This is a genomic window from Formicincola oecophyllae, from assembly GCF_006542395.2.
Taxonomy (GTDB): domain Bacteria; phylum Pseudomonadota; class Alphaproteobacteria; order Acetobacterales; family Acetobacteraceae; genus Formicincola; species Formicincola oecophyllae.
Map to the genome: position 1 here is coordinate 1,083,436 of NZ_CP038231.1, position 26,279 is coordinate 1,109,714.

Consider the following 26,279-nt stretch of genomic DNA (forward strand, 5'->3'; position numbering starts at 1 on the left):
CCTTGCCCAAAGGGGCGCCACTGTGCCTGCAGCAGCTGGCGCCCTTGGCCATGAAGCTGTGGGCATCTTTTTTCAAAGGTGCCCGCATTGAGGCTACCTGCCCCATGACTGCCCAAGGCATCACTAAACCTGTCCATCGCCCCGCCCGTCCTTGGTTTTCTTCAGGGCCTTGTGCCAAGCGGCCTGGATGGTCCCTCGAAGCGCTTCAAAATGCTTTGTTGGGCCGTTCGCACCGTTCCCAGGAAGGCCGCGCCCGGTTGGGCGAGGTGATAGACCGCTCTGCCAAGCTGCTTGGCGTGCCAGAAGGCTGGAAGGTGGGCATCGTGCCCGCTTCCGACACAGGCGCTGTGGAGCTCCTCCTCTGGAGTTTGGGCGGGCAGGCTGGCCATGGTGTTGACGTCCTAGCGTTTGAGACCTTCTCAGCCACGTGGGCCAAAGATCTTGAAAATGAGCTTGCCCTTGAGGATGTGCGCGTTTTCTCCGCCCCCCAAGGCCAACTCCCCAACCTTGCCGCCATCGATTGGTCGCGTGACGTTGTGCTGACATGGAACGGCACCACGTCTGGTGTGTGCCTGCCTGGGCTTGACTCTGTGCCGCCCCGCCATGATGGCCTGGTTCTGTGCGATGCCACGTCAGCGGCTTTTGCCATGGATTTACCTTGGGAGCGGCTCGATGCTGTGACGTGGTCGTGGCAAAAGGCGTTGGGGGGGGAGGCCGCCCATGGCATGGTGGCCCTCAGCCCGCGTGCTGTGGCGCGCCTGGAGGAAGGGGCGCCGCGTCCCCTGCCCAAAATCTTTCGTTTGACCAAGCCTGCTGCCAACCCCACCCCAGGCCGACCTGCTCAGCTTAATGAAGCTATCTTCAAAGGGGACACCATCAACACCCCTTCCATGCTGTGCGTGGAAGATGCGCTTGACGGGTTGAAATGGGCTGAAGCCATCGGTGGCTTGCGTGCGCTTAAACAGCGCGTTCAAAATAATTTCAAAACCATTCAAGATTGGGTGGCGCAGCGTGATTGGGTGGAGTTCCTGGTCAAGAACCCACAGGAACGCTCCTGTACCTCAGTCTGCCTAGAGGTGACGGCGCCGTGGTTCAAGGACCTTTGCAAAGAGGCCCAAACCAAGGCCATCAAGGCTATGACAGCCCTTTTGGCAACTGAAAAAGCTGGTTACGACGTGGCAGCCCACCGTGATTCACCCCCGGGGTTGCGGATTTGGTGTGGTGCTACAGTGGACCAGCCCGACATCGAGGCGCTTCTGCCGTGGTTGGATTGGGCTTTTGCTGAAGTAGCAGCCACCCTTCGCCATGGGCAGAACAGTCAGGACGCTTCATCATGAAATCCTCTGAAAACAATCCCGCCCTCCTCCCAGCCGGTTTCTTTGACCTGCTGCCTGGTGAAGCCACCGCTGAGGCACGGGGCCTGCGTTCCATCATGGATGTTTTGGCCGCTTATGGTTATGAGCGCGTGCGCCCGCCCTTGCTTGAATTTGAGGAATCGCTGTTGTCGGCAGGGGGTGCGGCCCTTTCTGAACAGGCGTTCAGGATCATGGATCCAACATCGCACCGCATGATGGCGCTGCGCCCAGACATGACCACGCAAATTGCCCGCATGAGCCAAGTGCGTCTTGGTGAACGCGCCCGCCCCCTGCGCCTTTCCTACAGTGGTGAATGCGTGGTGATTGGCAGCCAAGGGCGTGACAGCGCACGCCAGATGCTGCAGGCAGGCTTGGAACTCATCGGTCCAGACAGCCCCGCTGCCGATGCGGAGGTGGTGGCTGTCAGCGTGGCTGCTTTGGAACGCGTTGGCATTGATTTGAGCGAGGTATCCTTTGACATTTCCATGCCAACGCTTGTTTGGCGCATTTTGGAAGTCTGCCCGCCAGAGCGCCGCCCCGCCTTGGCGGAAGCGCTGGAACGCCGCGACAGCGCTGCCATCGCCAAGCATGGTGGTGCTGACAGCGCCTTGCTTGTGGGCTTGGCTGAAGCCAGCGGCCCCGCCAACCACGCGCTAGCGGCTTTGACGAAACTGGACGTACCTTCAGGGCTGCGTGCTGATGTGGAGCGGCTGGTTGCTTCTGCCCGTGCCATCATGGCGCGTGTTCCTGGCCTTTCCCTGACCATAGACCCCATCGAGTGCAGGGGCTGGCGTTACCACACAGGGCTTTGCATGGCCGTTTATTCCCGCCGTTCCCATGAGGAGCTGGGCTTGGGTGGGCGCTATATGGCTGGACAGGAGCCAGCTTGCGGCCTGACCTTGCGGCCCCAGGCCCTTTTGCGCGCAGCACGCCCGCAGGAGAAGGCGCCACGTTGCCTAGTGCCTGACACCCTCGATGACGGCGCGCTGCACACCCTGCACGGGCAGGGTTACGTCACCATCGCCCCCCACGCTCCCTGGCCTGCCACCCAGGAGGGGGTGAAAGCGCTTGCAGCGCGGCACCGCTGCAAAAATGCCTGGATGGAGGGCAAAGCTGTTCAGGCTGTTTGAAGTAGGCTCCCACGGGCTGGGCCCTGTTTTTGACGTGTAAGGTTTAGAGCCGACCAGCCCGGCTGGGCTGTTGGCTTGGAATGGCTGGGTTCAAGGTGCCAAGTGCCCTTGGAAGCCACCCTGTAGGCAAGGTGAGAAGGAGGCTGGAATGGCCAATGTGACGGTGATTGGCACCCAATGGGGTGATGAGGGTAAAGGCAAGATTGTGGACTGGCTGGCCAGCCGCGCTGATGTGGTGGTGCGTTTCCAAGGGGGGCACAATGCAGGCCACACCTTGGTTGTGGATGGCAAGGTCTACAAGCTCTCCCTGCTACCTTCAGGGGTGGTGAGCGGCAAAACAGGCGTCATTGGCAATGGCGTTGTAGTCGATCCAACAGCCCTTCTGGCTGAAATTGAACGTGTTGGGCAGCAGGGCCTCAACGTCACGCCTGAAAACCTCTGGGTGGCAGACACCGTTCCCCTCATCCTGCCGCTGCATGGTGCGCTTGACCGCGCACGGGAAGCTGCGCGTGGTGAACACCAGATTGGCACCACTGGCCGTGGCATTGGCCCAGCCTATGAGGATAAGGTGGGCCGCCGCGCCATCCGCTTGTGCGACCTGCGTGAGCCAGAGACGCTTGAATGGAAAGTGGATGAGCTTCTGCGCCACCACAATCCCTTGTTGGCTTCCTTGGGGCAGAAAACCTTCACCCGTGAGGAGGTGTTGAGTCACCTCAATGAAGTCGCCCCCAAGGTCCTGCCTTATGCCTGCCATGCCTGGGACAGGCTGGACGCTGTAGCGCGCCAGGGCAGGCGTATCCTGTTTGAGGGGGCGCAGGCCGTGATGCTTGATGTTGACCACGGCACCTATCCGTTCGTCACAAGCTCCAACACGGTGGCGGCGCAGGCTGGCACGGGCAGCGGCATGGGCCCACGCAGCACAGGGTTTGTTCTAGGCATTGCCAAGGCTTACGTCACGCGCGTGGGCGCTGGCCCTTTCCCCACCGAACTTTCAGATGAGACTGGCCGCCGCTTGGGTGAACGTGGCCACGAGTTCGGCACCGTGACGGGGCGCCCGCGCCGTTGTGGGTGGTTTGACGCTGTTTTGGCGCGCCGCGCTGTGCGGGTTGGCGGGGTGAACGGCCTTGCTCTCACCAAGCTGGATGTGCTGGACGGCTTTGATGAAGTGGCCATCTGCACAGGTTATGAGCTTGACGGCAAGCGCATTGACGCCTTCCCCTCCGCCCCTGGGGCGCAGGCGCGGGTGAAGCCCATTTTGGAGTTCATGCCAGGCTGGAAGGAAAACACGGCTGGCGCCCGTTCCTGGGCAGAACTCCCAGCCCAGGCCATCAAGTATGTGCGCCGCATTGAGGAATTGACAGGCGCTCCGGTGACGCTGCTTTCCACCAGCCCAGAACGCGATGACACCATCCTGATGCACGATCCCTTCGAAGGCTGAACCCCAAACCCCAAAGCCTTCCCCAACGCTGCTGGTGGACACCAGCTGGGGCCGCTTGGGGACTGGGAAGGTAGGTTTAGCTGGTTGCTTCTTTCTCCCCAGCTTCCTCACCCACCAGGCCACGAGCGTAGTCGAGGGGGGCGAAGGGGCGAAGGTCCTCAGCCTGCTCCCCCACACCCACCATGTGGACGGGCAATTTGAAGCGCTCTGCCAGCGCCACCACAATACCGCCGCGTGCCGAGCCATCCAGTTTGGTCACGGCTAAGCCAGTCACCTGCACCAATTCCTGGAAAACCCGCACCTGTTCCAGCGCGTTCTGGCCAGTGGTGGCGTCTAGCACCAGCAATGTGCTGTGGGGCGCCGTTGGATCAAACTTCTTGATGACGCGAACGATCTTCGCCAGTTCCTCCATCAAGGCGTTTTTATTGTGCAAACGCCCAGCCGTGTCGATCAGGACGATGTCCGCGCCTTCCTCAGTGGCTTTCTTGAGGCCATCATAAGCAAGCCCGGCTGCGTCTGCGTTCTGTTTGCCAGCAATGACGGGCACGCCGGCACGGTGGCCCCAGATTTGCAGCTGTTCCACTGCAGCGGCGCGAAAAGTATCGCCAGCCACCAGGACAACCTTTTTGCCCTCCCCCTGATATTGGTGGGCCAATTTGCCAATGGTGGTGGTTTTGCCCACGCCATTGACCCCCACAACCAGCACCACATGGGGCTTTTTGCTTGGGTCTGGGGTGAAGGGCACTGCCACAGGCGCTAATACCTTAGCGATTTCGGCGCTCAAAGCTTCGCGGATTTCAGGGCCACTTACCTGTTTGCCGAAGCTTTTGTCGCGCAAGCTGCCCACGACACGCTCAGCCAGGGCTGGCCCCAGGTCGGCGGCGATCAGCTCATCCTCCAGCTCCTCCAATGTTTCTTCATCAAGGATGCGTTTGGAGAAAACGGCGTTGATGCGTGCGTTGGAGCGTGAAAGCCCTTTTTTAAGACGTGAGAAAAATCCTGCCATGGCCCTGCATCGTGGTGGAATGAAAATGAAGTGTGCTTTGAAACATGTGCCCCTCCCCCTGCCCTGCCAAGGGCCTGGGCGGGGTGGAGCCCTTGTTTTGTATTAAGCGGGTGCGCCTTGGAGTTTCTCACCATCGCTGGACGTGACGTGCAACATGATTGTCTGTCCTGGCTGCAGCTGTGTTGTGGCGGGCACTGCAATGGGCGCGAATTCAGGCGTGTGGCCTGTGGTGGGGGTTTCCATCAGCACCGGGCAGGTTTGGCCCACCAAATTGGCCAGAAAAACAGCGCGGTTTGCAGCGCCCGCTTGGCGCAGCCGTGCAGCGCGTTCCTGGCGCACGTTGCGCGGTAGGGGCTGGATGCGCGCCGCCGCTGTGCCAGGGCGTGGGCTGTAAGGGAACACATGCAGGAACGGCAGCTGGCTTTCCTGCACGAAGGCCAGCGTTTCGGCGAACAGTTCCTCTGTTTCCGTTGGGAAGCCCGCAATGAGGTCAGCACCAAACCCCATGCCGGGGCGTAGCGCGCGGGCGCGGTTCACAAGGGCGAGAGCATCCTCCACCAAGTGGCGGCGCTTCATGCGTTTGAGGATGAGGTCGCTGCCCGCCTGCAGGGAAAGGTGGAGGTGCGGCATGAAGCGCTCTTCACCAGCGATGAGGTCCCACAGCGCTCCATCCACCTGTTGGGGCGCCCCAGCCATGGCCAGACGTGACGATTGCAGCAGCGCAGGGTCAAGGGAGGAGAGGCGCAGCCGCTTGATAGCAGGAACAGCATCAAGGAGGTGGCGGCACAGGCTGCCCAGCCCTGTTATAGCTTGCCCTCCTTCACCCCCCTTCCAGGAGGCGATGTCCACCCCAGTGAGGACGATTTCCTCGTGCCCAGCTTCTGTCAGGGCACGGGCGCGGCGCAGGATGACATCTGGGGTGATGGAATGCGCACGCCCACGCCCCTGCGGTATGACGCAGAACGTGCAGTCATGGTCGCAACCTTGCTGGATTTGCAGCAACGCGCGGGTGTAGCGCGAAGGAGGGGCGTCTGTTGTGGCGCTTTCCGCCAAGCCCCATGCTGCAGGGGTGGCCTTGGTGGCGTTGTCCAGTACCTGGTCCACACCTGCCATGGCCATCCAACGCTGCTTGTCGCGTTCGGAAGCGCAGCCGGTGATGATGATGCGCGCCTGCGGGTGTTCCCGGTGGGCGCGCCGCACGGCCTGGCGCGCTTGGCGTTCGGCTTCGCCTGTCACGGCGCAGGTATTGACGATGATAGTTTGCTTGCCCTGGACCTCATCCCCCTTTTGGCGCTGCGCTTGGCTGGCATAATGCGCCATGGCATCGCTTTCATGGGCATTGAGCCTGCAGCCAAAGGTAATGAGTGAAATGGACCCATCTGTCCCCTCTGAGAGGGTGGGGGGGATGGGACTTTCAGTCCTTTCAGTCATGGTGGCTGCGCCCCTTCGCAGCGCCTGTCTGTTGGGCAAGCCCGGCTGGGGAAAGCACCCCTTCGAACACCGTCACAGCTGGCCCTGTCATCAGCACGGGCGCGCTGTCTGAAGGCCAGTCAACCAACAACGCGCCGTGCTCCATGGCCACTTCGCAGGGCTGGTCGCGTGCCACAACCCCGCGCCTGATGGCGTTGACAGCAGCAGCGCAGGCGCCAGAGCCGCAGGCGGGTGTGAAGCCGGTTCCGCGCTCCCACACTTTCAGCTGCAGGCGATGGGGGCCAATGACCTTGGCAAAGCCAATATTGGCGCGCTCTGGAAACAGGGGATGGTGTTCAAGGGCTGCCCCCAACGCCGCAAGCTGCCCTTCATCAAGGTTGAGCGGGCTGAAAACGGTGAAATGGGGATTGCCCATGGAGCACGCCCCCCCTTCCAGCTGTTGGCCCAGTGCTTCTACCGTCATGAAGTCGGTGGCCTGTCCCTGCTTGTCAGGTGCCAAGGGCACGTCACTGCCAGCCAGCAAAGGCCTGCCCATGGCCACTTCCACCAAACCGCCCTCCAACCTGCGCGCTGGCAGCAGGCCACGGGCCGTTTGCAATGTGACGGCATCGCGCCCCAGGCGTGCACATTCCATTTTGGCCACGCAGCGTGAAGCGTTACCGCAGGCACCTGCCTCTGACCCATCAGGGTTGTAAAAGCGCACCAGAACATCGGCGCCCTCAAGGGTGGGGTGGTTAAGCATCACCAGCTGGTCGCACCCCACGCCTTGATGGCGGTCGCCTAAGGCCTTGATGAGGTGGGGGGGCAGCCTGCCCCCTTGAGGTGGAACAGAGGACTGGCGCAGGTCAATGATAACGAAATCATTGCCAAGGCCGTGCATTTTGGTGAATGCCAGGGGTGGTTGGGATGACATTGGGAAGACTTGGGGCATAAGCGCGTTATAAAGGCTGCCACACGTGAATGAAATCTTCATGTTGGTTCACCCCTGAACCGCGCCCATGCCACCAAGGAGGTCAGCGCTATGGAAAAGAACACTGCCACCACGGGGTCAGCATCAGCCCCACCCACCGCTGATGACGGCACCTCCCAGCCTGGCGGCCAGCTCAACTTGCCTGCCAAGGCCTTCACCCAAGCCAGCGCTGAACCTGACAGCGCCTTCTTCGCAAGCCACGATCCAGCGCAGTTGCTGGACTTGGGTGCGCGCACGGCCATCACGGCCCTTTACCGCACCTCCATGCCATGCGGCGGTAACACGCTTGACCTGATGTGCGGCGCTGACAGTCACTTGCCAGAGGATGCCAGCTTCCAGCGTTTCAGTGGGTTGGATGCTTGCCCGGAGCTGTTGAAGCGAAATCAGGCCCTTGATGAAGGTTTCACGCAGGACCTGAACACGAATTGGAAACTGCCTTTCGATGATGACAGCCAGGATGGCGTCCTGCTGTGCAATGGCCTGCCTTACCTGACCAAGCCAGTTGAGGTCATGGAGGAAGTGCAGCGTGTCCTCAAGCCAGGCGCGCCGTTCATCGTGACGTTTACGGACCGTTTTTTCCCCCAGAAGGCGGTGGCCATTTGGCAGGCCCTGGAACCTGCTGGCCGTGTAGCCTTGACCAAGGGGGCCATGGCGCAAGCTGGCCTGGTTGACATTGATAAAGGCGAGGTCAACCCCCCTGAGGATCTGCCTGGCTGGCAGGACAGGGTCCATGCCATTATCGGGCGCGCGCCACGCTGTTGAGGGGGTAAAGTGCCCTAACAGTGGTTTTTTCTGGATTTTGACGGCTGGGAAAGGTAGAAAGGCCATTCACTAATTAAGGCCGTTCGTCATGTTGAGACACCCGAATAACGGCCCTTCCAAGAGCCGAAAGTCGAATCCGACATGCCGTTTCCTGATACCTATCCCGTTCTGACCCGCGCCTTGACGGCCAAGGGTTACAATGAACCCACAGCCGTCCAGCAGGCTGTCCTCAAGCCTGGCCTTGAGGGCAAGGACCTGCTGGTTTCCGCCCGCACGGGCTCTGGCAAGACCGTGGCCTTCGGCCTGGCTGCCGCCGCTACCCTTCTTGAAGGCGTTGAAGACAGCCGCCTTCCTGCACCAGGCGCGCCAAGCGTCCTGGTGATTGCCCCCACGCGTGAGCTTGCTCAGCAAATCAAGGTTGAGCTCGAATGGCTCTATGCTGAGGCAGGCGCTGTGGTCGCCCTGTGCATTGGTGGCACGGACGCCCGCCGCGAGGCACGCACCCTGCAGCGGGGTGCGCACATTGTGGCCGGCACCCCTGGGCGCCTTTGCGACCACATAGAGCGTGGCCAGCTTGACCTGTCCCGCGTTAAGGTCGTTGTGCTTGATGAAGCTGACGAAATGCTGGATATGGGCTTCCGTGAGGAGCTGGAGCGCATCCTCAACGCCTGCCCTGCCGAACGCCGCACGCTTCTGTTTTCCGCCACGGTTTCACGCGGCATCGCCCAATTGGCGCGCCAATTCCAAAAAGATGCTGAGCGCATCGACATCGCTTCCTCAGGCCCCCAACACGCTGACATCACCTACAGCGCCGTTGTCATGCCACCCCATGACCTGACAGCGGCATTGGTCAACGTGCTGCGCTATTATGACGCTCCCACGGCCATTGTGTTCTGCAACACGCGTGCCTTGGTGACGGAGACCCAGCAGGCCCTTCAGGAGCGCGGCTTCTCTTCAGTCGCCATCTCTGGCGAAATGAGCCAGAGCGAGCGCAGCCGTGCCTTGGCCAGTCTGCGCAGTGGTGCGGCGCGCGTTTGCGTGGCCACGGATGTGGCGGCGCGCGGCATTGACATCCCCTCGCTGGGGTTGGTGGTCCATGCCAGCCTGCCGACCTCCACTGAGGCCCTCCTCCACCGTTCTGGCCGCACGGGGCGTGCTGGCCGCAAGGGCGTCTGCGCCCTTCTGGTGCCCTTCAACCAGCGCCGCCGCGCTGAGCGCCTGCTTGCCCAAGCGCACATCAAGGCAGCTTGGACGAATGTGCCAAGCCCAGCTGAAATCGCCGCCCAAGATGCCATTCACCTTCTGGAAAGCGAGCTGTTCAAGGAACTGAACGCACCCAAGGCTGAGGTTGAGGACGAGACAGCGCGCTTGGAGGTGGCAGCTGCTGAGGCCGCTTCCCCAGCCCCTGCAGAGACCACGCTAGAGGATGCTGCAGGCACTGCCCCTGAAGCGGACGGTGCGCAGGAAAGTGCTCCAGCTGCTGACGCCACCCTTGAAGCGCCTGCCGTTGAGGCCGCTGCTGAGAGTGAGCCCGCAGCCACTGACGCCAGCCCGACTGCTGATGAAGCGCCAGCTGCTGCGGCCGGCTCTGAAGCCACCACACCTGTGAAGGCTTCGCCAGCTGCTAAGCCTGCTCCAGCGCCCTCCCCCCTGGCGGCAGAGCTTGCTGGGCGTTACAGCGCTTTGCAATTGGCTGAGGCCCTGGCGAAGCTTTATGCCTCCCGCCTGCCCACCCCTGAGGATGTGAAGGCTGTTCCAGCTGACAGTGGGCGCGGCCAGGAACGTGGCATGAAGGATGGCCGCTGGTACCGTTTGGCGGTAGGCCGTGAAGGTCGCGCCGACCCCAAATGGCTTTTGCCCATGTTGTGCCGTGTTGGCGGATTGCAGAAGCGTGATATCGGCAGCATCCGCATTGCGCCTGACCACACCTTGTTCCAAATCGCCGCTGACAAGGCAGACCGCTTCGATGCGGCCCGTGCAGCCAACCAGGATGCAGACGTTCCTGCCATTACCCCCGCCACCGCCCCCAAGGATGGTGGCGCGCGCCGCCCCTTTGGCGGCCAGGGTGGTGGGCGCTTTGGCAAGCGTGACAACCGTGGCCCGCGCCGCTCCTTTGGTGGCAGCCCCTTCCGTGGGCGTTCCTGAGCGCTGGTTCAGGATCCTGGCCTTGGTTGCAGCCTAGGCCAGGGCACTTAGGGTAGCATCATGAAGAAAAGCGCAGCCCTACCCTTGTCATAGGGGTGGGGCTGTTGCCATCTCAAAGGCAATGGAAAAGCTCAGCATACCCTCATCACTGCTTTCGCCTGCCCCTTCCCTGGGAAACCTGCAAGGGCGCTTGTTAGTTGCCAGTCCTGTCTTGGCTGAAACGCCTTTTGCCCAAACCATAATCTACATGTGTCTGCACGCCCCAGAGGCAGGCGCCATGGGGCTGGTGGTCAACAGGCCCCTTCACCACCCGACTGCGCCAGAACTGCTGAAGCAGCTCGACATCACCCCCAACCCACCTTTGACGCCATTCCTTATGGGAGCGGGGGGGCCGGTCGAGCTTGGCCAGGGCTTTGTGCTTCACAGCCCTGGCTGGGCGCCTGGCGCACGGGGTGGCACCATCAGCCTGCCTGCTGTGGGGCCAGAGGAAGGCTCACCTTCAAATCCATCTTCTTCAGCTGGCCCCACTGCTTCCCCAGCGCTGGGGGAAGCGTTGGCGCCTGTGGCGGAATTGAGCGCTAACCTGGACATCCTGCGTGACCTTGCCAATGGCAATGGCCCCCGCAAAGCGGTGATGTTCCTGGGCCATGCTGCCTGGGAACCTGGCCAGCTGGAGGAGGAGATCCTCCATGGCAATGCCTGGTATGTGATCCCTGCCACTGAAGAGCTGGTCTTCAGTCCCAACCAAGGGCGCAAATGGTCCAGCGCCCTGGCCATGGCGGGGTTAGATGCCGCTGCCCTCACCGCGCAGGTAGGGGAGGCCTGATCGCGCCCTGAGGAGGGATTGGCAGGACCAACTCTGCTTGGAGAGATGTTTGGGAAGCGCCCAACAAATCAGGAAGCGGCCTAAACACTTGAAATTAGGCCTCATAATGCCAAATAGTGTCGAAAGAACGTGACAGGCGTGCAGGTTTGCTTTCCTCTGGAAATGAGGAAACAGCCAGCACCACTGTTTGGCCGGCACGCCCCAAAGGGCAGGAAGGGAAATCATGGACATCCAGAAGTTTACTGAACGCTGCCAGGGGTTCATCCAGGCGGCCCAGACCATCGCCCTGCGCGACCACAACCAGCAACTGACCCCCATGGCGTTGCTCAAAGCCATGTTGGATGATGAGCAGGGCGCGGCCACCGCGTTGATCAAAGCTGCCGGCGGCCACCCGGAAGTTGTGGTGCGCCTGAATGACGAGGCCCTGGCCAAGCTGCCGAAGGTGCAGGGCGCTGGCAGTGGCCAGCCCCAGGCCACACCTGATTTCATCCGCGTGCTTGATGCAGCTGAAGCCATGGCCAAGAAGGCTGGTGACAGCTACGTGGCGCAGGATCAGCTGCTGGTTGCACTGGCTGCGTCCCAGACCCCTGCAGGCCAGGCATTGCGCGAAGGCAACGCTACGCCACAGGCGCTTGAAGCGGCCATCACCAAAATGCGCAAGGGGCGCAAGGTGGATTCAGCCTCCGCTGAGAGCAACTTCGAGGCCCTGAAGAAATACACCCGTGATTTCACGGCCCTGGCCCGTGACGGCAAACTGGACCCCGTGATTGGCCGTGACGAGGAAATCCGCCGCACCATGCAGGTGCTGGCACGCCGCACCAAGAACAACCCTGTCCTCATCGGTGAGCCTGGCGTTGGCAAGACCGCCATCGTGGAAGGCCTGGCCATCCGCATCATTGATGGCGACGTGCCTGAGGCTCTGCGCGGCAAGAAGCTGCTGGCGCTTGACATGGGCGCGCTGGTTGCTGGCGCCAAGTACCGTGGCGAGTTCGAGGAACGCCTGAAGTCCGTCCTGACGGAGATTGAGAACTCCGATGGCGAGATCGTGCTCTTCATTGACGAAATGCACACCCTGGTGGGCGCTGGCGCTTCTGACGGCGCCATGGATGCCGCCAACCTCATCAAGCCTGAGCTGGCCCGTGGTGTCCTGCACTGCATCGGCGCCACCACGCTTGATGAGTACCGCAAGTACATCGAAAAGGACCCGGCGCTGGCACGCCGCTTCCAGGCGGTGTTTGTGGATCAGCCCACAGTGGTGGACTGCATTTCCATCATGCGTGGCCTGAAGGAAAAATATGAGATGCATCATGGTGTCCGCATCACGGACACTGCGCTCATCGCTGCGGTGACGCTCTCCAACCGGTACATCACTGACCGCTTCCTGCCTGACAAGGCCATTGACCTCATCGATGAGGCTGCAAGCCGCGTCCGCATGCAGATTGACAGCAAGCCTGAGGCCCTCGACAAGCTCGACCGTGAGCTCATCAAGCTCAAGATTGAGCGTGAGGCGCTGAAAAAAGAGGAAGATGAGGCCTCCAAGGAGCGCCTGAAAAACCTTGAGGGTGAAATCGCCGACTTGCAGGAAAAGGTCGACACCATGACCGCCACCTGGCAGGCGGAGAAAGATCGCCTGGGCAAAGTACAGAAACTGAAGGAGGAGCTGGACAAAGCACGCTCCGATGTTGAGATCGCCCAGCGTGCCGGCAACCTGCAGCGTGCAGCTGAACTGCAGCATGGCGTCATCCCCAAGCTGACCAAGCAGATCGCCACCGCCCAGGAGACACAGGACCAGCAGGAATCCAAGTCTGGCCTGTACATCGACACCGTCACTGAAGAAGGCGTTGCTGACATCGTCTCCCGCATGACTGGCATCCCTGTCACGAAGATGATGGAAGGTGAGCGCGAGCGCCTGCTCCATATGGAGGACCTCCTGAAGGAGCGTGTGGTTGGCCAGGATGTTGCCTTGGTGGCGGTGGCTAACTCCGTGCGCCGTTCGCGCGCTGGTGTTCAGGACCCTGACCGCCCCCTTGGCTCCTTCCTGTTTGCTGGCCCAACCGGCGTTGGTAAAACGGAGCTGGCGAAGTCATTGGCTTCCTTCATCTTTGATGATGACAAGGCCATGGTGCGCATCGACATGTCCGAATTCATGGAGAAGCACGCTGTCGCCCGCCTGGTTGGCGCGCCTCCCGGTTATGTCGGCTATGAGGAAGGTGGCGTCCTGACGGAGGCCGTGCGCCGCCGCCCTTACCAGGTCATCCTGTTTGATGAGGTTGAGAAGGCTCATGAGGATGTGTTCAACATCCTGCTGCAGGTGCTTGACGATGGGCGCCTGACTGACGGTCAGGGCCGCGTTGTTGATTTCCGCAACACCATCATCATCTTGACCACCAACCTTGGCTTCTCCGCCCTGACTTCCAAGCAGGATGTGACGAACCCGCAGAACGTTGATGACCGCGTGATGGAGGCCATTCGCGCCCACTTCCGCCCTGAGTTCCTCAACCGCTTGGACGAGATCGTGATGTTCAACCACCTTCAGCGTGGGAACATGGGCAAGATCGTTGACGTTCAGATGGGCCGCTTGCGCAAGCTGCTGGGTGAGCGCAACATTCAGATCAGCCTGGATGACGCTGCCCGTGAATGGTTGGCTGAGAACGGCTTTGACCCTGAATATGGTGCCCGCCCGCTGAAGCGCGTTATTCAGCGCAGCGTTCAGAACCCCCTGTCTGAGAAGCTCCTCAGTGGGGAGGTGAAGGATGGTGACAATGTTCAGGTCAGCGCTGACAAGGACAAGAACAAGCTGACCTTCACCGTCAAGAAGTGAAGCTGGGTCCTGCCAGGCCTGGTGAGGACTGAACAGTAACCAACAGAAACCCCGCTATCCTTTACAGGGTGGCGGGGTTTTTCATGTTCAGGGGTCTTGCTGTTCTGGAAGCTTCAAAAGTTGCCTTCAAAGGGCCGTCACACCAGGTAACGGGTGGCCTGCTGCGCCATGATGAAGCGGATGCCCATGTTGTTGCCTTCCTCCAGCTCCCGTTGGATGGCTTTCTGGGGGTTTTCAGGCAGTGCGGCGAAAGTCTCCTTCACGTGGGTGATGATGACCGTCAGCCCGCGCAGGGCGTGGCGTCCGCCACAAACAGCTGCCAAATCATGCAAGGTGGCCAGCAGCAGCTGAGGGGTAAGGTGGGAACGCAATTTGTCGGCAGGCTGCGTGTTGGGGTAGGTGGTCTCAATCAAGATAGTGCTGAGGGTGCCGTTTTTGATGCGCGGTGCCACCGCTTCCCACAAGGCATGGAGGGCACCAGGACTGTCAGGTTGGTCTGGTGCTGTGTCGCCCAAGTAAAGCACGCTGTGGCCTGAATGGCGCAGTTCAAAAGCTGTTGACGTCAAGTTGGCATGGGCAAGGGGCCATGCTTGCAGCGTGAAGCCCGTTCCAGGCACGCCAAGGCCTGTTCCGGTCTCCATGGCTTGGTAATGGTATTTGCCGATTTGGGGGGCTGGGCCTTTGTCACCCATGTTGCCCCAAATCTGGTTGTTGAACAGGTGGGCTGAAATCAGCTCCTGGGTGGGGGGCAGCATGTAGATGGGCTTGGGGACGTCATCAGGTGACGTCAGCACCAGCCCGGCAACATGGTCAAGGTGGGCATGGCTGATGCAGTAGGCCCTGATGGTCTCCGTCAGCACACGCCCCGCTACGCTCAGGGGGGCGTCGCTTTCAGCCCTGTTGGCTGGGGTGTGGGGCAGGGGGATGTCAGCCAGCGCGCCTGCGGCCTCACAGAACTTTAAGCCCCCTCCCAACGTGCCAGCATCACAAAGGATGGCTTCATTAAGGGGCAGCGCTCGCACCATGTAAGCGCTGAGGTTGCCGTCAATGTCACCACTGCGTGACCCCAAGGGCAGGATTTCAAAATGGGGCTGGTGGCTGATTTGCACCAAAGGGGCCTTGGGGGGGACGGGTTGAGGACGTTTGCGACCCTGGAACTCCTGGCGGACTTCATAGAGGAGGCGTTCAAAAAAATTGCGTGGTTGGGAAGGTTGGGGAGTGGGCAGTGCCATGGTGATTCCTGACGTGGTGGGTGAAATCTGCCAGGAGGTCTGGCAGGCCGTGTGCCGCTGCAAGGCGCGGCTGTGCCTTTGAACAGTAGTCTTTCACTGCCTTGAGGTGAATGCGCGGAGCGGTTATGGGAGGTTTAGGTGGGCGCACCCTGGCAGTCAGGCTGGCCTGCAGACGCAGACAAGGAAACATGCATGCCGGATTATCGGGCTGCCCTGCTGGGCGGGCAATTACTCATGGCTGTGGCGCTTGGGGGGGCTTTGTGGGCCATGCCCACACCAACCATGGCCTGGAGCCTGACCCAGCATGTTGAAGACATCATTGATGGCGCCCCACCACCTTCCATGCCGCCCAGCTGCGATAACGCCGCTTTCACGGAAGCACGCGCAGGTTATGAGGAGAAGGCACGGCACAGCTTTTTCAGGCATCCCCACTTCAACCATCCTGAGCATGTGTGCGGGGTGGTGATGAAAACATGGCGTGCCCGCCGCACACGCAGCGGCTGGCATGGCTATTTTTTGCTCAATATAGGCAATGCCGCCCCTGTGCGCATTGTTGTGAACCTGGGAGAAATGCAACCCCACCTGCATTGGCCTTGGGTCCAGCCAGGAGACAGCGTTGAGGTGGAAGGGCGCTATTATTTTGATTCAAAACGCCGCCAAGGCATTGATTGGACTCATGAAGGCAGCAGCAGGCGCTGGCCTTACACGGGCTTTGTGATTGTCAACGGGCAGCGTTTTGATTGAATCTTAATGCGCACTACCTTGGTGACGCATGCTGGATATCATGAAGTGAAAGGCCACCCCTTGGGGTGACCCTTCACGCAGGTAGCGCCTAACCTGGAAGCGCGCTTAGGCAGCAGCTGTAGCGGTAGGCGCTTTGAGGCGCCCACTAGGGGCACGTCTGCCACCCCTGCCCCCGCTGGGTGTTTTGGTTTGGTTGGGCGCAGCCTTTTTCAGGCGCTGGGCTTTGCCAGGCAAGGCTGCTGCGGCTTTGGGATCTGGCCTTGGGCTGGTGGCCAGGGTTAGGGCATCAGCTTTGCTATTCACCCCAACCCGCACATGACCGCCCTGGACCAGGGTGCCGAACAGCAGTTCCTCAGCCAGGGGCTTTTTGATTTTCTCCTCAATCAGCCTGCCAAGGGGCCTGGCACCGTTGAGCTTGTCATGGCCTTTCTGCGCTAGCCAGTCACGCGCGCCTTGCGAAAGGCTGAGGGTGACATGCTTCTGCGCCAGCTGCAGGGCCAGGGCGTCAATGAACTTGTCCACCACATGGCGCACGGTTTCAGGCGCCAGCGGGGCAAAGGGCACGATGGCGTCCAGACGGTTGCGGAACTCAGGCGTGAACAGGCGCTTGATGGCTTCCTCATCCTCGCCGCTGCGGGCGCTTGGGCGCGCAAAGCCGACTGCTTCACGCGACATGGCCTCAGCGCCGGCATTTGTGGTCATGACAAGGATGACGTTGCGGAAATCAACTGTTTTGCCATTGTGGTCAGTCAGCTTGCCATGGTCCATGACCTGCAGAAGCAGGTTGAAAAGCTGTGGATGGGCCTTCTCAATCTCATCCAGCAGGAGGACGGCATGGGGGGTGCGGTCAACGACGTCCGTCAGCAGGCCGCCTTGTTCAAAACCCACATAGCCTGGCGGGGTGCCAATCAACCGGGAAACCGAATGGGCCTCCATATATTCCGACATGTCAAAACGGATAAGCTCTACACCAAGCGTGTTGGCCAGCTGGCGTGCCGCTTCCGTTTTGCCAACGCCTGTGGGGCCTGAGAACAGAAAGCTGCCAATGGGCTTCTCACTATCACGCAGCCCTGCCCGTGACAGCCGCACAGCTGATGAAAGGGCGTCTAGGGCGTTGTCCTGCCCATAAACCGTCCTTTTAAGGGCAGCTGGCAAGTCGCGCAGAGCCGCACGGTCATCATGGGAGATGTGGCGTGGTGGCACCTGGGCAATCTTGGCCACGATGGCTTCCACCTCACGCAGGCCGATAGTGGCGCGGCGGCGGCTTTTAGGCAGCAGACGCTGGGCCGCGCCGGCTTCATCGATGACGTCAATGGCTTTGTCAGGCAATTTGCGGTCGTGAATGTGGCGGTTGGCCAGTTCCACAGCGCCCTTGATGGCTGCCTCAGTGTAGCGAATGCCATGGTGGCTCTCATAGCGGGGCTTCAACCCTTTGAGGATGCGCACGGCGTCTGCTGGGGATGGCTCGGCCACCTCCACTTTTTGGAAGCGCCGGGTCAGGGCTGCGTCCTTCTCGAAATGTTGCCTGTATTCCTGCCATGTTGTGGCGCCTATGCAACGCAACTTGCCGGCCGCCAAAGCGGGCTTAAGCAGGTTGGAAGCATCCATGGCGCCACCCGTTGTGGAGCCTGCCCCCACAAGCATGTGGATTTCATCAATGAACAGCAGCGCGTGGGGGCGTTTGGCCAGTTCAGCTAAGATGCCTTTGAGGCGCTCTTCAAAATCGCCCCGGTAGCGGGTGCCAGCCAGCAAGCTGCCCAGGTCAAGGGCGTAGATGGTGGCCCCTGAAAGCACCTCTGGAACGTCACCTTGGACAATGCGCCAGGCCAGGCCTTCAGCGATGGCGGTTTTGCCAACGCCAGGGTCACCCACCAGAAGGGGGTTGTTTTTAGTGCGCCGGCACAGGATCTGGATGACGCGCTCCACCTCCCCCTCACGGCCAATCAAAGGGTCGACTTTGCCCTTCTCAGCGCTTTTGTTGAGGTCAGTGCAGTAGGTCGCCAGCAGTTCAGCGCCAGCGTTCCTGCGCCCACGCTTGCCGCTTGGGGGGCTATCTTCCCCTTCACCCTCATCCTCCGTGGAGGAGACATTGCGTTGCGCCAGCGCGTGAATGGCGTCCAGGCGCGTCATCCCCGCCTGCTGCAGGTAATAGACGGCATGGCTTTCACGCTCCACAAACAGCGCAATCAGAATGTTAGCACCATTCATCTTGTGCTGGCCTGTGCTTTGGATGTGCACGGCAGCACGCTGGATCACACGCTGGAAAGCGCCTGTGGGCTGGGGTGGTTCCTCGCGTTCAGCATAGTGGATGCTTTCCAGGCCGCTTTGGAGGAAGTCGTCCAATTCCTGGATGAGCTGCTCCACGTCCACGTCACACGCTTCCATGATGGCGCGGGCGTCACGATCGGTGCAAAGGGCGAGAAGGAGGTGCTCAAGCGTGATGAACTCATGCTGCCGAGCAGCGGCAAGGGCCAGCGCACGCTGGAGCGTCTGTTCAAGGTTGGGAGTGAGCATCTAGCGATCCTTCACGAACGTGTCCGGCCTGGGGCGGGATGATTCCCGCAGCGCTTCAGCTTGGTCAGCCAAGGGCCGGAGAGGGCAAGGCTGGTTTGGAAAGCAAGGTGTGGGGGTAGCCAGGGCCCCGGTTTTGGAACCCTGGGAGTAGGGGTTTTCAAGTTGATGGGGAAAAAATATGTCGGGATTGAGGGTAGTTGCGCCCCGGGGCCTTCAGGCTTTTTCAAAGGTGCATTGCAGGGGGTGGTTCTTCTGGCGCGCCAGCCCAGTGACCTGGGCGACTTTGGTTTCGGCAACCTCACGGGTGTAAAGGCCGCAAACAGCGCTCCCCTCATGGTGGACCTGCAGCATGACGGCCATGGCCTGCTCAGGGCTTTTGTGGAAATGCCGCTCCAATACGTGCACCACAAAATCCATGGGCGTGTAGTCATCATTGAGAAGCAGCACTTTATAAAGGGAAGGATGGGCCAGGCGCTGTCTGGTTTGGGAGAGGACATCAGCCTGCACACCAGCAGGACGGTGTGATTGAGGTGCTGGTGCTGGGCGCTTGTCCTTGTCCATGCCGTGTGTCCTCGCGCAGTGGTTGAATAGGGAAGGCACCCTTCACACTGGTACAGCCAGCGTGCACCAGGAGGGGCCAAGTGGGGTCAAGGGGTTTCTGTCGCCGTAGCCGCTAATAATTCTGGACATTGGCAACAAGGCGTCCCTATCATGAAGAAAAAGATGGGGATGCTTAGCCGAGCCTGCAAGGTCCCTTCAAAAGGCAACGGGGCCATTGCCTTGCCCACTCGTGAACATTCATTGAACATCCAGGGATGCACCGTCCCGGGCCCGAAGCATCAGGAGATGCATCATGCACATTGAGAATCAGGGTGACATTCAGCGTTCCCCAACGCCAGGCCCTTCCTCCCTGAAGCGTCTTGCCGTGCGCATCTGCACGGTGCTGGGGCGGAAAGTGGGGCAGGGGCTGCGCCAACATGGTACCCTGGTCGCTGGGGTTGGCATGGGCATGGCCGCTTTCTTCAGCATGGTGCCTAAGGCGCAAGCGCAATACGCAGGTCATGTCTCCACCTTGGTGATGGATGCCGCCTCAGGGCGTGTCCTGTCTGAAACTGACGCTGACCTGCAGCGCTACCCTGCGTCCCTCACTAAAATGATGACGCTTTACCTAACGTTCAGGGCGATTGACGAAGGGCGCCTGTCGCTCGACCAGCGCATTGCCATCACCCCTCATGCGGCTTCTATGGAGCCTTCCAAACTGGGCTTGCGCCCCGGCAGCACGCTGACGGTTTATGAGGCCGTTATGGCCTTGGTGACGAAATCCGCCAATGATGCCGCTTGTGCCTTGGGCGAGTATCTGGGCAATGGCAGCGAGCCACGGTTCGCCAACGCCATGAGTGACCAAGCCCGTGCCCTTGGCATGCGTAACACCACGTTCCGCAACGCTTCAGGCCTGCCCAACCCTGACCAAGTGACGACTGCGCGTGACCTGGCGATCCTCGCCCGGCACCTCATCAAGGATTTCCCGCAGTTCTACCCTTATTTCAGCGCCAAGGAATTTTATTTCAGGGGGCGGATGCTGCCTAACCATGACACCCTTTTGCGCCTTTACGCTGGCGCTGACGGCCTCAAGACCGGTTACACGGGCGCTGCAGGGCACAACCTGGTTAGCTCAGCGGTGCAGGGGCAGTCGCGCCTCATTGGTGTGGTCATGGGGGCAAGCAGCAATAACATCCGCAACCTCATCATGATGGACCAGTTGGACAATGGCTTCACCGCCATGGGACAGACCCCTTATGCGCGCCCCACTTACGTGGCGCCCCGCCGCTCCCCGCTCCTTTATGTCCATTACCACCGCAGCCGGCCGCAGCACAGCACGCTGCGCATGGCCACCTGGCGCCATTACACCCATCACCTGACGTTCTCGTCCCACGCGGCGCATGCAACCCATGCTAAGCATGGCAAAGCCCACGCGGTGCTTCACAAGCGCCACCACTAAAAGCGCTTGCTGCCAGGGGGCCTTTGCAGGGGCTGGCGCCTGGCCTTGCATCATAGTGGTGGAAGACGCATGAACAAGACCTGGCCGCGCTCGGAAGTTTTGCGCTCCCCCAAAGCGGCAGCTTTGTACTCCCCTAGGGCTGCGCGGCACATGGGCACCATGCGGGAAGCCCTGTAATCATTCATTCACAAGAGATGAGAGGGCCCCTCCATGGCAGCCAAAAACCGCAACGGCCACCGCCTTTACAGCGAACAGGATTTTGAAGGGCTGCGCGCAGCTGGGCGCCTGGCTGCAGATTTGCTGGACATGATCGGTGCCCATGTGCAGCCAGGCGTCACCACAGGCGCGCTTAACCAGATCATCCATGACTACACCTGTGACCATGGCGCCATTCCAGCGCCGCTGAACTACCACGGCTTTCCTAAGTCATGCTGCATTTCCATCAATCATGTGGTGTGCCATGGCATTCCAGGTGACAAGGCGCTGCGTGAAGGGGACATCCTCAATATTGATGTCACACCCATCCTGAACGGTTATTATGGTGACGCCTCGCGCATGTACGGTGTGGGGAAAATCCCCCGTAAAGCTGAAAAGCTGATTGACGTGACGTTTGAATCCCTCCAGCGCGCGCTTGCCGTGGTGCGCCCTGGCGCCCAGCTTGGCGACATTGGCCACGCCATACAGGACTACGCTGAAAGCCATGGCTGCTCTGTGGTGCGGGATTTCTGCGGCCACGGTACGGGGCTGGCTTTCCACGAATCTCCAAGCGTGCTGCATTACGGCAAAGCTGGAACAGGCGACAAGCTGGAAGCTGGCATGGTCTTCACCATTGAGCCCATGCTTAACCTGGGCAAGCCTGACGTAAAGGTGCTTGCTGATGACTGGACGGCCGTCACCCGTGACCGTTCCCTTTCTGCCCAGTTTGAGCACACGCTGGGCGTGACACATGACGGGTGCGAGATTTTCACCCTTTCCCCCAAAGGGGCTGGTTGGCCCCCCATCAAGGAGTGATGGGCCACTTTTGGAAAAAGGTGGCGCGCCCAGCAGCGCTGGCGCTGGCAGCCTGGACCTTAGCGCCTAAGGTCCCGGTTTGGGCCCAGGCTGTAACCACCCCGCCAGCGCCTGTTTTAAGCGCAGCCCACGATCCCCTGGCCTTTGGGCCTGACATTATCCCCCGCGGCACCATGGTGGAAGGGCGCCATGGCATGGTTGTCAGCGCCCAGCATTTGGCAAGCGCAGTTGGCGCTGACATCCTGCGCCGAGGTGGCAATGCCGCTGATGCCGCCGCGGCTGTGGGCTATGCCCTTTCTGTTGTCTACCCTGCGGCTGGCAGCCTGGGTGGGGGTGGGTTCAGCGTAGTTTGGCTGCCTGGCAAAGCTGCCCGTTCCCACCAAGCTGGCCAAGGCCATGCCGTGTTTGTGGATTTCCGGGAGAAGGCCCCAGCTGCTGCCACAGCGACCATGTTTCTTGATGGCCTTGGCAAGCCACGCCCAGGCCTTTCAGCGCATGGGTGGAAAGCGGTGGCGGTGCCAGGCACTGTCGCTGGCATGGAGGCGCTGCGCCAGCGCTGGGGCCGGCTGAGCCGTGCCGTTGTCATGGAACCTGCCATCCGGCTGGCCCGCGAAGGCTACGTGCTGGAACAAGGCGATGTAGATTTGATGGGCACTAATCTGCCCAGTTTCAGGGAAGACCCTTACGGACGCCATATATTCCTCCATGAGGATGGCAGCACCTGGAAAGTGGGGGAGCGCTTCAAGCAGCCTGCCCTGGCAGCCTCCTTGGCGTTGGTGGCGCGCTTGGGTGGCGATGCCTTCTACAAAGGTCCCTTGGCGGGTGCCATCACCCAGGCCAGCCAACAGGGCGGCGGGTTGCTCACCATGGGGGATTTCGCGCGCTACCATGCCAGTGTGGCCGCCCCCCTGCGTTGCGGCTACCGTGGTTTTACCCTCCACACAGCCCCACCACCCAGCGCTGGCGGTGTGGCGCTGTGTGAAATGCTGGGCATCCTGGAGGGCTACAACATGAAGGCCCTAGGCCCCCATACCCTGCCAGCTGTGCAGGTGGCTTTGGAAGCCATGCGCCATGCCTACTCAGACCGGCGCAGCATAGGGGACCCTGCTTTCACGCCTTCCATGAAGGTGGTGGGGCAGGTTTTGGCCCAACGTTACCTCAGCGCAGTGCGCCAGAGCCTTCCTTTGGACCACGCGCTTGATTCGCGCCGCCTGCAGGTGGGGCGCGCAGCCCCTTTGCCCTTGGCTGCCCCCCTTGGCCCCTTAGCTCAGGAGAAGCACGAGACAACCCAATATTCCGTCATGGACCATGACGGCATGGCGGTTTCAACGACCTTCACGTTGGATGGGTGGTTCGGGGCTGGCGTCATGGGGGGTGGAACAGGCATCTGGCTCAATGATGAAATGGACGATTTCGCCATGGCGCCCGGTGTGCCCAACATGTTTGGCGTCCCAGGCAGTGCCGCCAACGCCATTGCGCCTGGCAAGGTCCCGCTTTCTTCTATGGCGCCCACTGTGGTCACACGCCATGGCCGCGCTGTGCTGGTGTTTGGTAGCCCTGGCGGGTCGCGCATTCCCACCATCCTGCTTTCTGTGATGTCAGGGCTGGCTGACTATGGCTTTGACCTGCGCCAGGCGGTGGTGTGGCCGCGTATCCATGAGCAGTGGATGCCCCCCCCTGTGGAGGTGGAGCCGGGCGCTTTGTCGCCTGAAGTGCGACAGGGACTGGAAAAGCTGGGTTACGTCATCGTGCCCCATCGACCATGGGGCATGGTGGAGGCCATCTTGACTGATGCGCCCCACTTAGTGCCACAGGCTGGCGCCACACCGCCGCGGCGTTTCTTCGGGGTGGCTGACCCCCGCCACCCTGGTGGCGCTGCCATAGGCTATTGAGCGGCACGGGGCTGGGGTACTTGCATGTCGTGGCTGAATGTGATGTTAAAGGCCCTGGAAAGTCGGCCCGGACGATTGGCGCGTGAACCCGGTCAGATCGGGAACGAAGCAGCCGCAGCGTTGTCCGGTCGGGTCGGTGTCCGGCTTTCCACCCCCTTTCAAAACTGAACGGCCACAGTGGTCACCATGCTGGAGCCACTAGGCTGGACGCACCGCGCGGGGCGCCGCCAGGGTTTTGCTGTGGTTGGTGGCTTTTCCGCTTTGCACGCTTGGCCGCTTAAAATCCGCCCTGACATGCGCCATGATGGGGTACAGGTGCCTTTAGGCCTTTAAGAGCCACCATGAGGCAGCACAGCAGGAGAACGGGTGATGGATGAAAACAACGACATGCCCCTGCCCCCCGTCACGGATGGTGGCTTCCTCTCCCCCGCTCCCTCTGCTGCACGCCAGGGGGAAGGTGCTGGGCAAAGCGCTTACCGCGTTCTGGCGCGCACGTACCGTCCGCGCGTCCTTGATGACCTGATCGGCCAGGAGAACCTGGTGCGTGTGCTTGAGCGCGCCTTTGAAACAGGCCGCGTGGCTCATGCCTTCATGCTGACGGGCGTGCGCGGGGTGGGCAAAACCACCACAGCACGCATTCTGGCCCGCGCCCTCAACTGTACAGGGGCAGACGGGACCGGCCATGCCACAGCGGCCCCTTGTGGCGTTTGCCCTAACTGCACGGCCATCCTGGCTGGCAACCACCCAGACGTCTTGGAGATTGACGCTGCCTCGCGAACTGGCGTCAACGACATCAGGGAAGTCATTGAGGCCACCCAATACAGGCCCATTCAAGGACGCATGAAGGTTTTCATCATTGATGAGGTCCACATGCTCTCCACAGCGGCGTTCAATGCGCTGCTCAAGACGCTGGAGGAACCACCGCCGCAGGTGACGTTCGTGTTCGCCACCACAGAATTGCGGAAAATCCCCGTCACCGTTTTGTCGCGCTGCCAGCGTTTTGACCTGCGCCGAGTGCCCCAGGCCATGCTTGTTGAGCATTACGGGCGCATCGCCGCCAAGGAAGGTGCCAACCTGGCGCCAGAGGCCCTCAACCTCATCGCACGTGCCGCTGATGGATCCGTCCGTGATGGACTGTCCCTCCTCGACCAGGCCATAGCCCAGGGGGCTTCTGACGCGCCAAGCGTGGCAGCCATGCTGGGCCAGGCTGACAGGGCCATGGTGTTTGACCTTCTTGAAGCCATGCTGGAGGGGCAAGGGGCCCGCACCCTGGCATTGGCTGAACAGGCCTGGAGCCACGGCATCGCCCCAGAGGCCCTCATGGCAGATTTGCTTGAGGCCACGCATTCTGTCTCGCGTTTGCGCGCCGTGCCAGCTTTGCGCCAGGACGAGACGTTGCCTGAACTGGAGCGTGAGCGCGGCAGTACTTTAGCAGACAAGCACCCGATGGGCGTTCTGGCCCGCACGTGGCAGATTTTGCTCAAAGGCGCTGAAGAGATCGCCCAAGCCCCCCAGGGGGAAAACGCGGCGGAGATGGTGTTCATCCGCCTGCTCCATGCCAGCCAGCTGCCCACGCCAGAGCGCATCCTGGCGCGCCTGGCCAAGCAGGAAAACCAACAAAACCAGAACCTCCCCTCCTCTCCTGCGCCCCATCAAGGGGCTGGGGTTTCAAGGGCTCCCGTTCAGGGTGGATTGGGAACTGCGCCTTTGAAGGGCGCCCAGCAACCAGTCCCCCAAACGGTTTCTGAACAGGGTTCCGCCCCCCAGGCCTTCCAAGGCAGCTTGCAGGGGCCGGGTGCAGCGGCAACTATGCCTCCAAGCCAGGCGCGCTTTGGGTCTGTGCGCCTGGAAGGGGGGGCTGAACGCGTTCCAGCCCCCATGTGTTGGGCAGACGACAGCCCAGAGGAACCTGCTGCAAAGCTGGCCCGCCCTACTAAGCGTGACACCATTCCCCTGCCGCGCAGCTGGCGTGAAATGGTGCGCTTCACCAGCCTTTGCCATGAGCCTTGGTTGCACGGCATCCTGCGTTGCGAAGCCCATATGGTGCGCTTTGCCGACCATGGGGCAGCCCCCTGGTGCGTCAGCGTGCGGCTTGACGACAAGGCTGTTAGGCAACGCGCCCTCAAATTGCTTTCAGAACGGCTTGAGGAATACTACCCAGGCCAATGGCACATCCTCCCTTCTGACGGTGAAGGTGAACCCACCTTGGAGGCGCAGGGCGCGGAGGTCATTGCGCTTCACCACGCGGCCGCTGGGCGCCACCCCCTGGTGAGGGCCATTTTGAAGCGTTTCCCCGGGGCACGCATGGGCACGGTGCGCGATACGGAGCCAGAAGGGGGACAGGACGCTGGCGCTGAGAACGCCTTCACCCTGCTGGGTGCTGGGGAAAGCGCTGGCGGCACTTTTCAAGGCCAGCCCTATGAGAGCCCCTTTGCCCTGGATGAGGATAGTTACGGCGCCTATCCCTTCAATGAGGATGGGGACATGGTCGAGGAGTGAACACCAGGCAGCAGCCAACTGGCGCCTTGGGCCAACAGCTGGGTGTGCAAGGGCAATTTCCCGTCTGCCTGCTGGGCAGGCTGTGCTAAGACTGTTGCCAGCAACCCATTGATACAGACGTTTGAAGGATTGGTTTTATGAAGAACCTGGCTGGCATGATGAAACAGGCCACACAAATGCAGGCCCGCATGAAGGAAGCCCAGGAAAGGCTGACTCAGCTGACGCTGGAGGGGGAAGCTGGCAATGGCCTTGTACGCTTGAAATTGACGGGCAAAGGGGATTTGAATGATCTGGTCATTGACCCCAAATTGGCTGACCCAGACGACATGGAAACGCTTCAGGACTTGGTGATGGCCGCTTACGCTGACGCCCGCAAAAAAGCGGAGGCCGCCAGCAAAGAGGAAATGTCCAAGGTGACAGGGGGCATCACTTTGCCGCCAGGGTTGGAGATGCCGTTCTGAGCTGGAACAACGCCTCATTCCAGCCAAGGCAGGAAAACGGCGC

Annotated in this window: 19 protein-coding genes and 1 other RNA gene; 14 read left to right on the forward strand and 6 right to left on the reverse strand. The window is 61.0% G+C overall.

Translation table 11 applies throughout. The annotated features are described in order from the left end of the window. Positions 1-104 precede the first annotated feature (104 nt). From E3E12_RS04905 to E3E12_RS04915, 3 genes are all read left to right on the forward strand, one after another. The gene (locus E3E12_RS04905; protein ID WP_141443330.1) at positions 105-1,337 is read left to right on the forward strand and encodes a phosphoserine transaminase; all 1,233 of its coding nucleotides are present in this window, start codon (positions 105-107) and stop codon (positions 1,335-1,337) included. Further along, entirely contained in the window at positions 1,334-2,485 is a 1,152-nt protein-coding gene (locus E3E12_RS04910; RefSeq protein ID WP_141443331.1) for an ATP phosphoribosyltransferase regulatory subunit, read from the forward strand. Before E3E12_RS04905 ends, E3E12_RS04910 begins: the two co-directional genes overlap by 4 nt. 148 nt (positions 2,486-2,633) lie before the next feature. Next, a complete protein-coding gene (locus tag E3E12_RS04915) occupies positions 2,634-3,923 on the forward strand; it encodes an adenylosuccinate synthase (RefSeq protein ID WP_141443332.1) in 1,290 nt (429 codons plus the stop codon). Positions 3,924-3,999: 76 nt separating this feature from the next. On the opposite strand, the gene ftsY is transcribed toward E3E12_RS04915, so the two are convergent. From ftsY to dapF, 3 genes are all read right to left on the reverse strand, one after another. Then, a complete protein-coding gene (ftsY, locus tag E3E12_RS04920; protein ID WP_141443333.1) occupies positions 4,000-4,929 on the reverse strand; it encodes a signal recognition particle-docking protein FtsY in 930 nt (309 codons plus the stop codon). A gap of 102 nt (positions 4,930-5,031) precedes the next feature. Continuing rightward, complete coding sequence (locus tag E3E12_RS04925; protein ID WP_141443334.1) at positions 5,032-6,360, reverse strand: MiaB/RimO family radical SAM methylthiotransferase; 1,329 nt, start codon at positions 6,358-6,360, stop codon at positions 5,032-5,034. Then, the gene (dapF, locus tag E3E12_RS04930; protein ID WP_141444092.1) at positions 6,353-7,273 is read right to left on the reverse strand and encodes a diaminopimelate epimerase; all 921 of its coding nucleotides are present in this window, start codon (positions 7,271-7,273) and stop codon (positions 6,353-6,355) included. Before dapF ends, E3E12_RS04925 begins: the two co-directional genes overlap by 8 nt. A 108-nt stretch (positions 7,274-7,381) precedes the next feature. Here dapF and E3E12_RS04935 point away from each other — a divergent pair, with 108 nt between their 5' ends. The 4 genes from E3E12_RS04935 to clpB all read left to right on the forward strand — a co-directional run bounded on the left by E3E12_RS04935 (position 7,382) and on the right by clpB (position 13,884). Further along, positions 7,382-8,092, forward strand: coding sequence for a class I SAM-dependent methyltransferase (locus E3E12_RS04935; protein ID WP_141443335.1), 711 nt, complete (start codon positions 7,382-7,384; stop codon positions 8,090-8,092). 141 nt (positions 8,093-8,233) lie between these two features. After that, complete coding sequence (locus tag E3E12_RS08965; protein WP_206338637.1) at positions 8,234-10,237, forward strand: DEAD/DEAH box helicase; 2,004 nt, start codon at positions 8,234-8,236, stop codon at positions 10,235-10,237. A gap of 121 nt (positions 10,238-10,358) precedes the next feature. After that, the gene (locus E3E12_RS04950; RefSeq protein WP_141443336.1) at positions 10,359-11,063 is read left to right on the forward strand and encodes a YqgE/AlgH family protein; all 705 of its coding nucleotides are present in this window, start codon (positions 10,359-10,361) and stop codon (positions 11,061-11,063) included. 223 nt (positions 11,064-11,286) lie between these two features. Beyond that, positions 11,287-13,884 (forward strand): ATP-dependent chaperone ClpB, encoded by a 2,598-nt coding sequence (gene clpB / locus E3E12_RS04955; RefSeq protein WP_141443337.1) that lies wholly within the window; start codon positions 11,287-11,289, stop codon positions 13,882-13,884. A 137-nt stretch (positions 13,885-14,021) separates the two neighbouring features. On the opposite strand, the gene E3E12_RS04960 is transcribed toward clpB, so the two are convergent. After that, complete coding sequence (locus E3E12_RS04960) at positions 14,022-15,116, reverse strand: MBL fold metallo-hydrolase (RefSeq protein WP_141443338.1); 1,095 nt, start codon at positions 15,114-15,116, stop codon at positions 14,022-14,024. 192 nt (positions 15,117-15,308) lie between these two features. Between E3E12_RS04960 and E3E12_RS04965 the strand changes: the two genes are divergently transcribed. Then, a complete protein-coding gene (locus E3E12_RS04965) occupies positions 15,309-15,860 on the forward strand; it encodes a hypothetical protein (protein WP_240810436.1) in 552 nt (183 codons plus the stop codon). Between the two features lie 105 nt (positions 15,861-15,965). On the opposite strand, the gene clpA is transcribed toward E3E12_RS04965, so the two are convergent. Continuing rightward, complete coding sequence (gene clpA / locus E3E12_RS04970; RefSeq protein WP_141443339.1) at positions 15,966-18,374, reverse strand: ATP-dependent Clp protease ATP-binding subunit ClpA; 2,409 nt, start codon at positions 18,372-18,374, stop codon at positions 15,966-15,968. Positions 18,375-18,587: 213 nt separating this feature from the next. Next, the gene (gene clpS, locus E3E12_RS04975) at positions 18,588-18,935 is read right to left on the reverse strand and encodes an ATP-dependent Clp protease adapter ClpS (protein ID WP_141443340.1); all 348 of its coding nucleotides are present in this window, start codon (positions 18,933-18,935) and stop codon (positions 18,588-18,590) included. A gap of 442 nt (positions 18,936-19,377) precedes the next feature. Here clpS and E3E12_RS04980 point away from each other — a divergent pair, with 442 nt between their 5' ends. The 6 genes from E3E12_RS04980 to E3E12_RS05005 all read left to right on the forward strand — a co-directional run bounded on the left by E3E12_RS04980 (position 19,378) and on the right by E3E12_RS05005 (position 26,236). Beyond that, positions 19,378-20,373, forward strand: coding sequence for a D-alanyl-D-alanine carboxypeptidase family protein (locus E3E12_RS04980; protein WP_141444095.1), 996 nt, complete (start codon positions 19,378-19,380; stop codon positions 20,371-20,373). Positions 20,374-20,583: 210 nt separating this feature from the next. Beyond that, positions 20,584-21,384: a type I methionyl aminopeptidase gene (map, locus tag E3E12_RS04985; RefSeq protein WP_141443341.1), complete on the forward strand. Its 801-nt coding sequence runs from the start codon at positions 20,584-20,586 to the stop codon at positions 21,382-21,384. Further along, positions 21,384-23,276: a gamma-glutamyltransferase gene (ggt, locus tag E3E12_RS04990; protein ID WP_141443342.1), complete on the forward strand. Its 1,893-nt coding sequence runs from the start codon at positions 21,384-21,386 to the stop codon at positions 23,274-23,276. Before map ends, ggt begins: the two co-directional genes overlap by 1 nt. 56 nt (positions 23,277-23,332) lie before the next feature. Continuing rightward, positions 23,333-23,429, forward strand: an RNA gene (gene ffs, locus E3E12_RS04995) — signal recognition particle sRNA small type. A gap of 216 nt (positions 23,430-23,645) precedes the next feature. Beyond that, entirely contained in the window at positions 23,646-25,775 is a 2,130-nt protein-coding gene (locus tag E3E12_RS05000) for a DNA polymerase III subunit gamma/tau (protein WP_240810437.1), read from the forward strand. 137 nt (positions 25,776-25,912) lie between these two features. Further along, a complete protein-coding gene (locus E3E12_RS05005) occupies positions 25,913-26,236 on the forward strand; it encodes a YbaB/EbfC family nucleoid-associated protein (RefSeq protein WP_141443344.1) in 324 nt (107 codons plus the stop codon). Positions 26,237-26,279 lie beyond the last annotated feature (43 nt).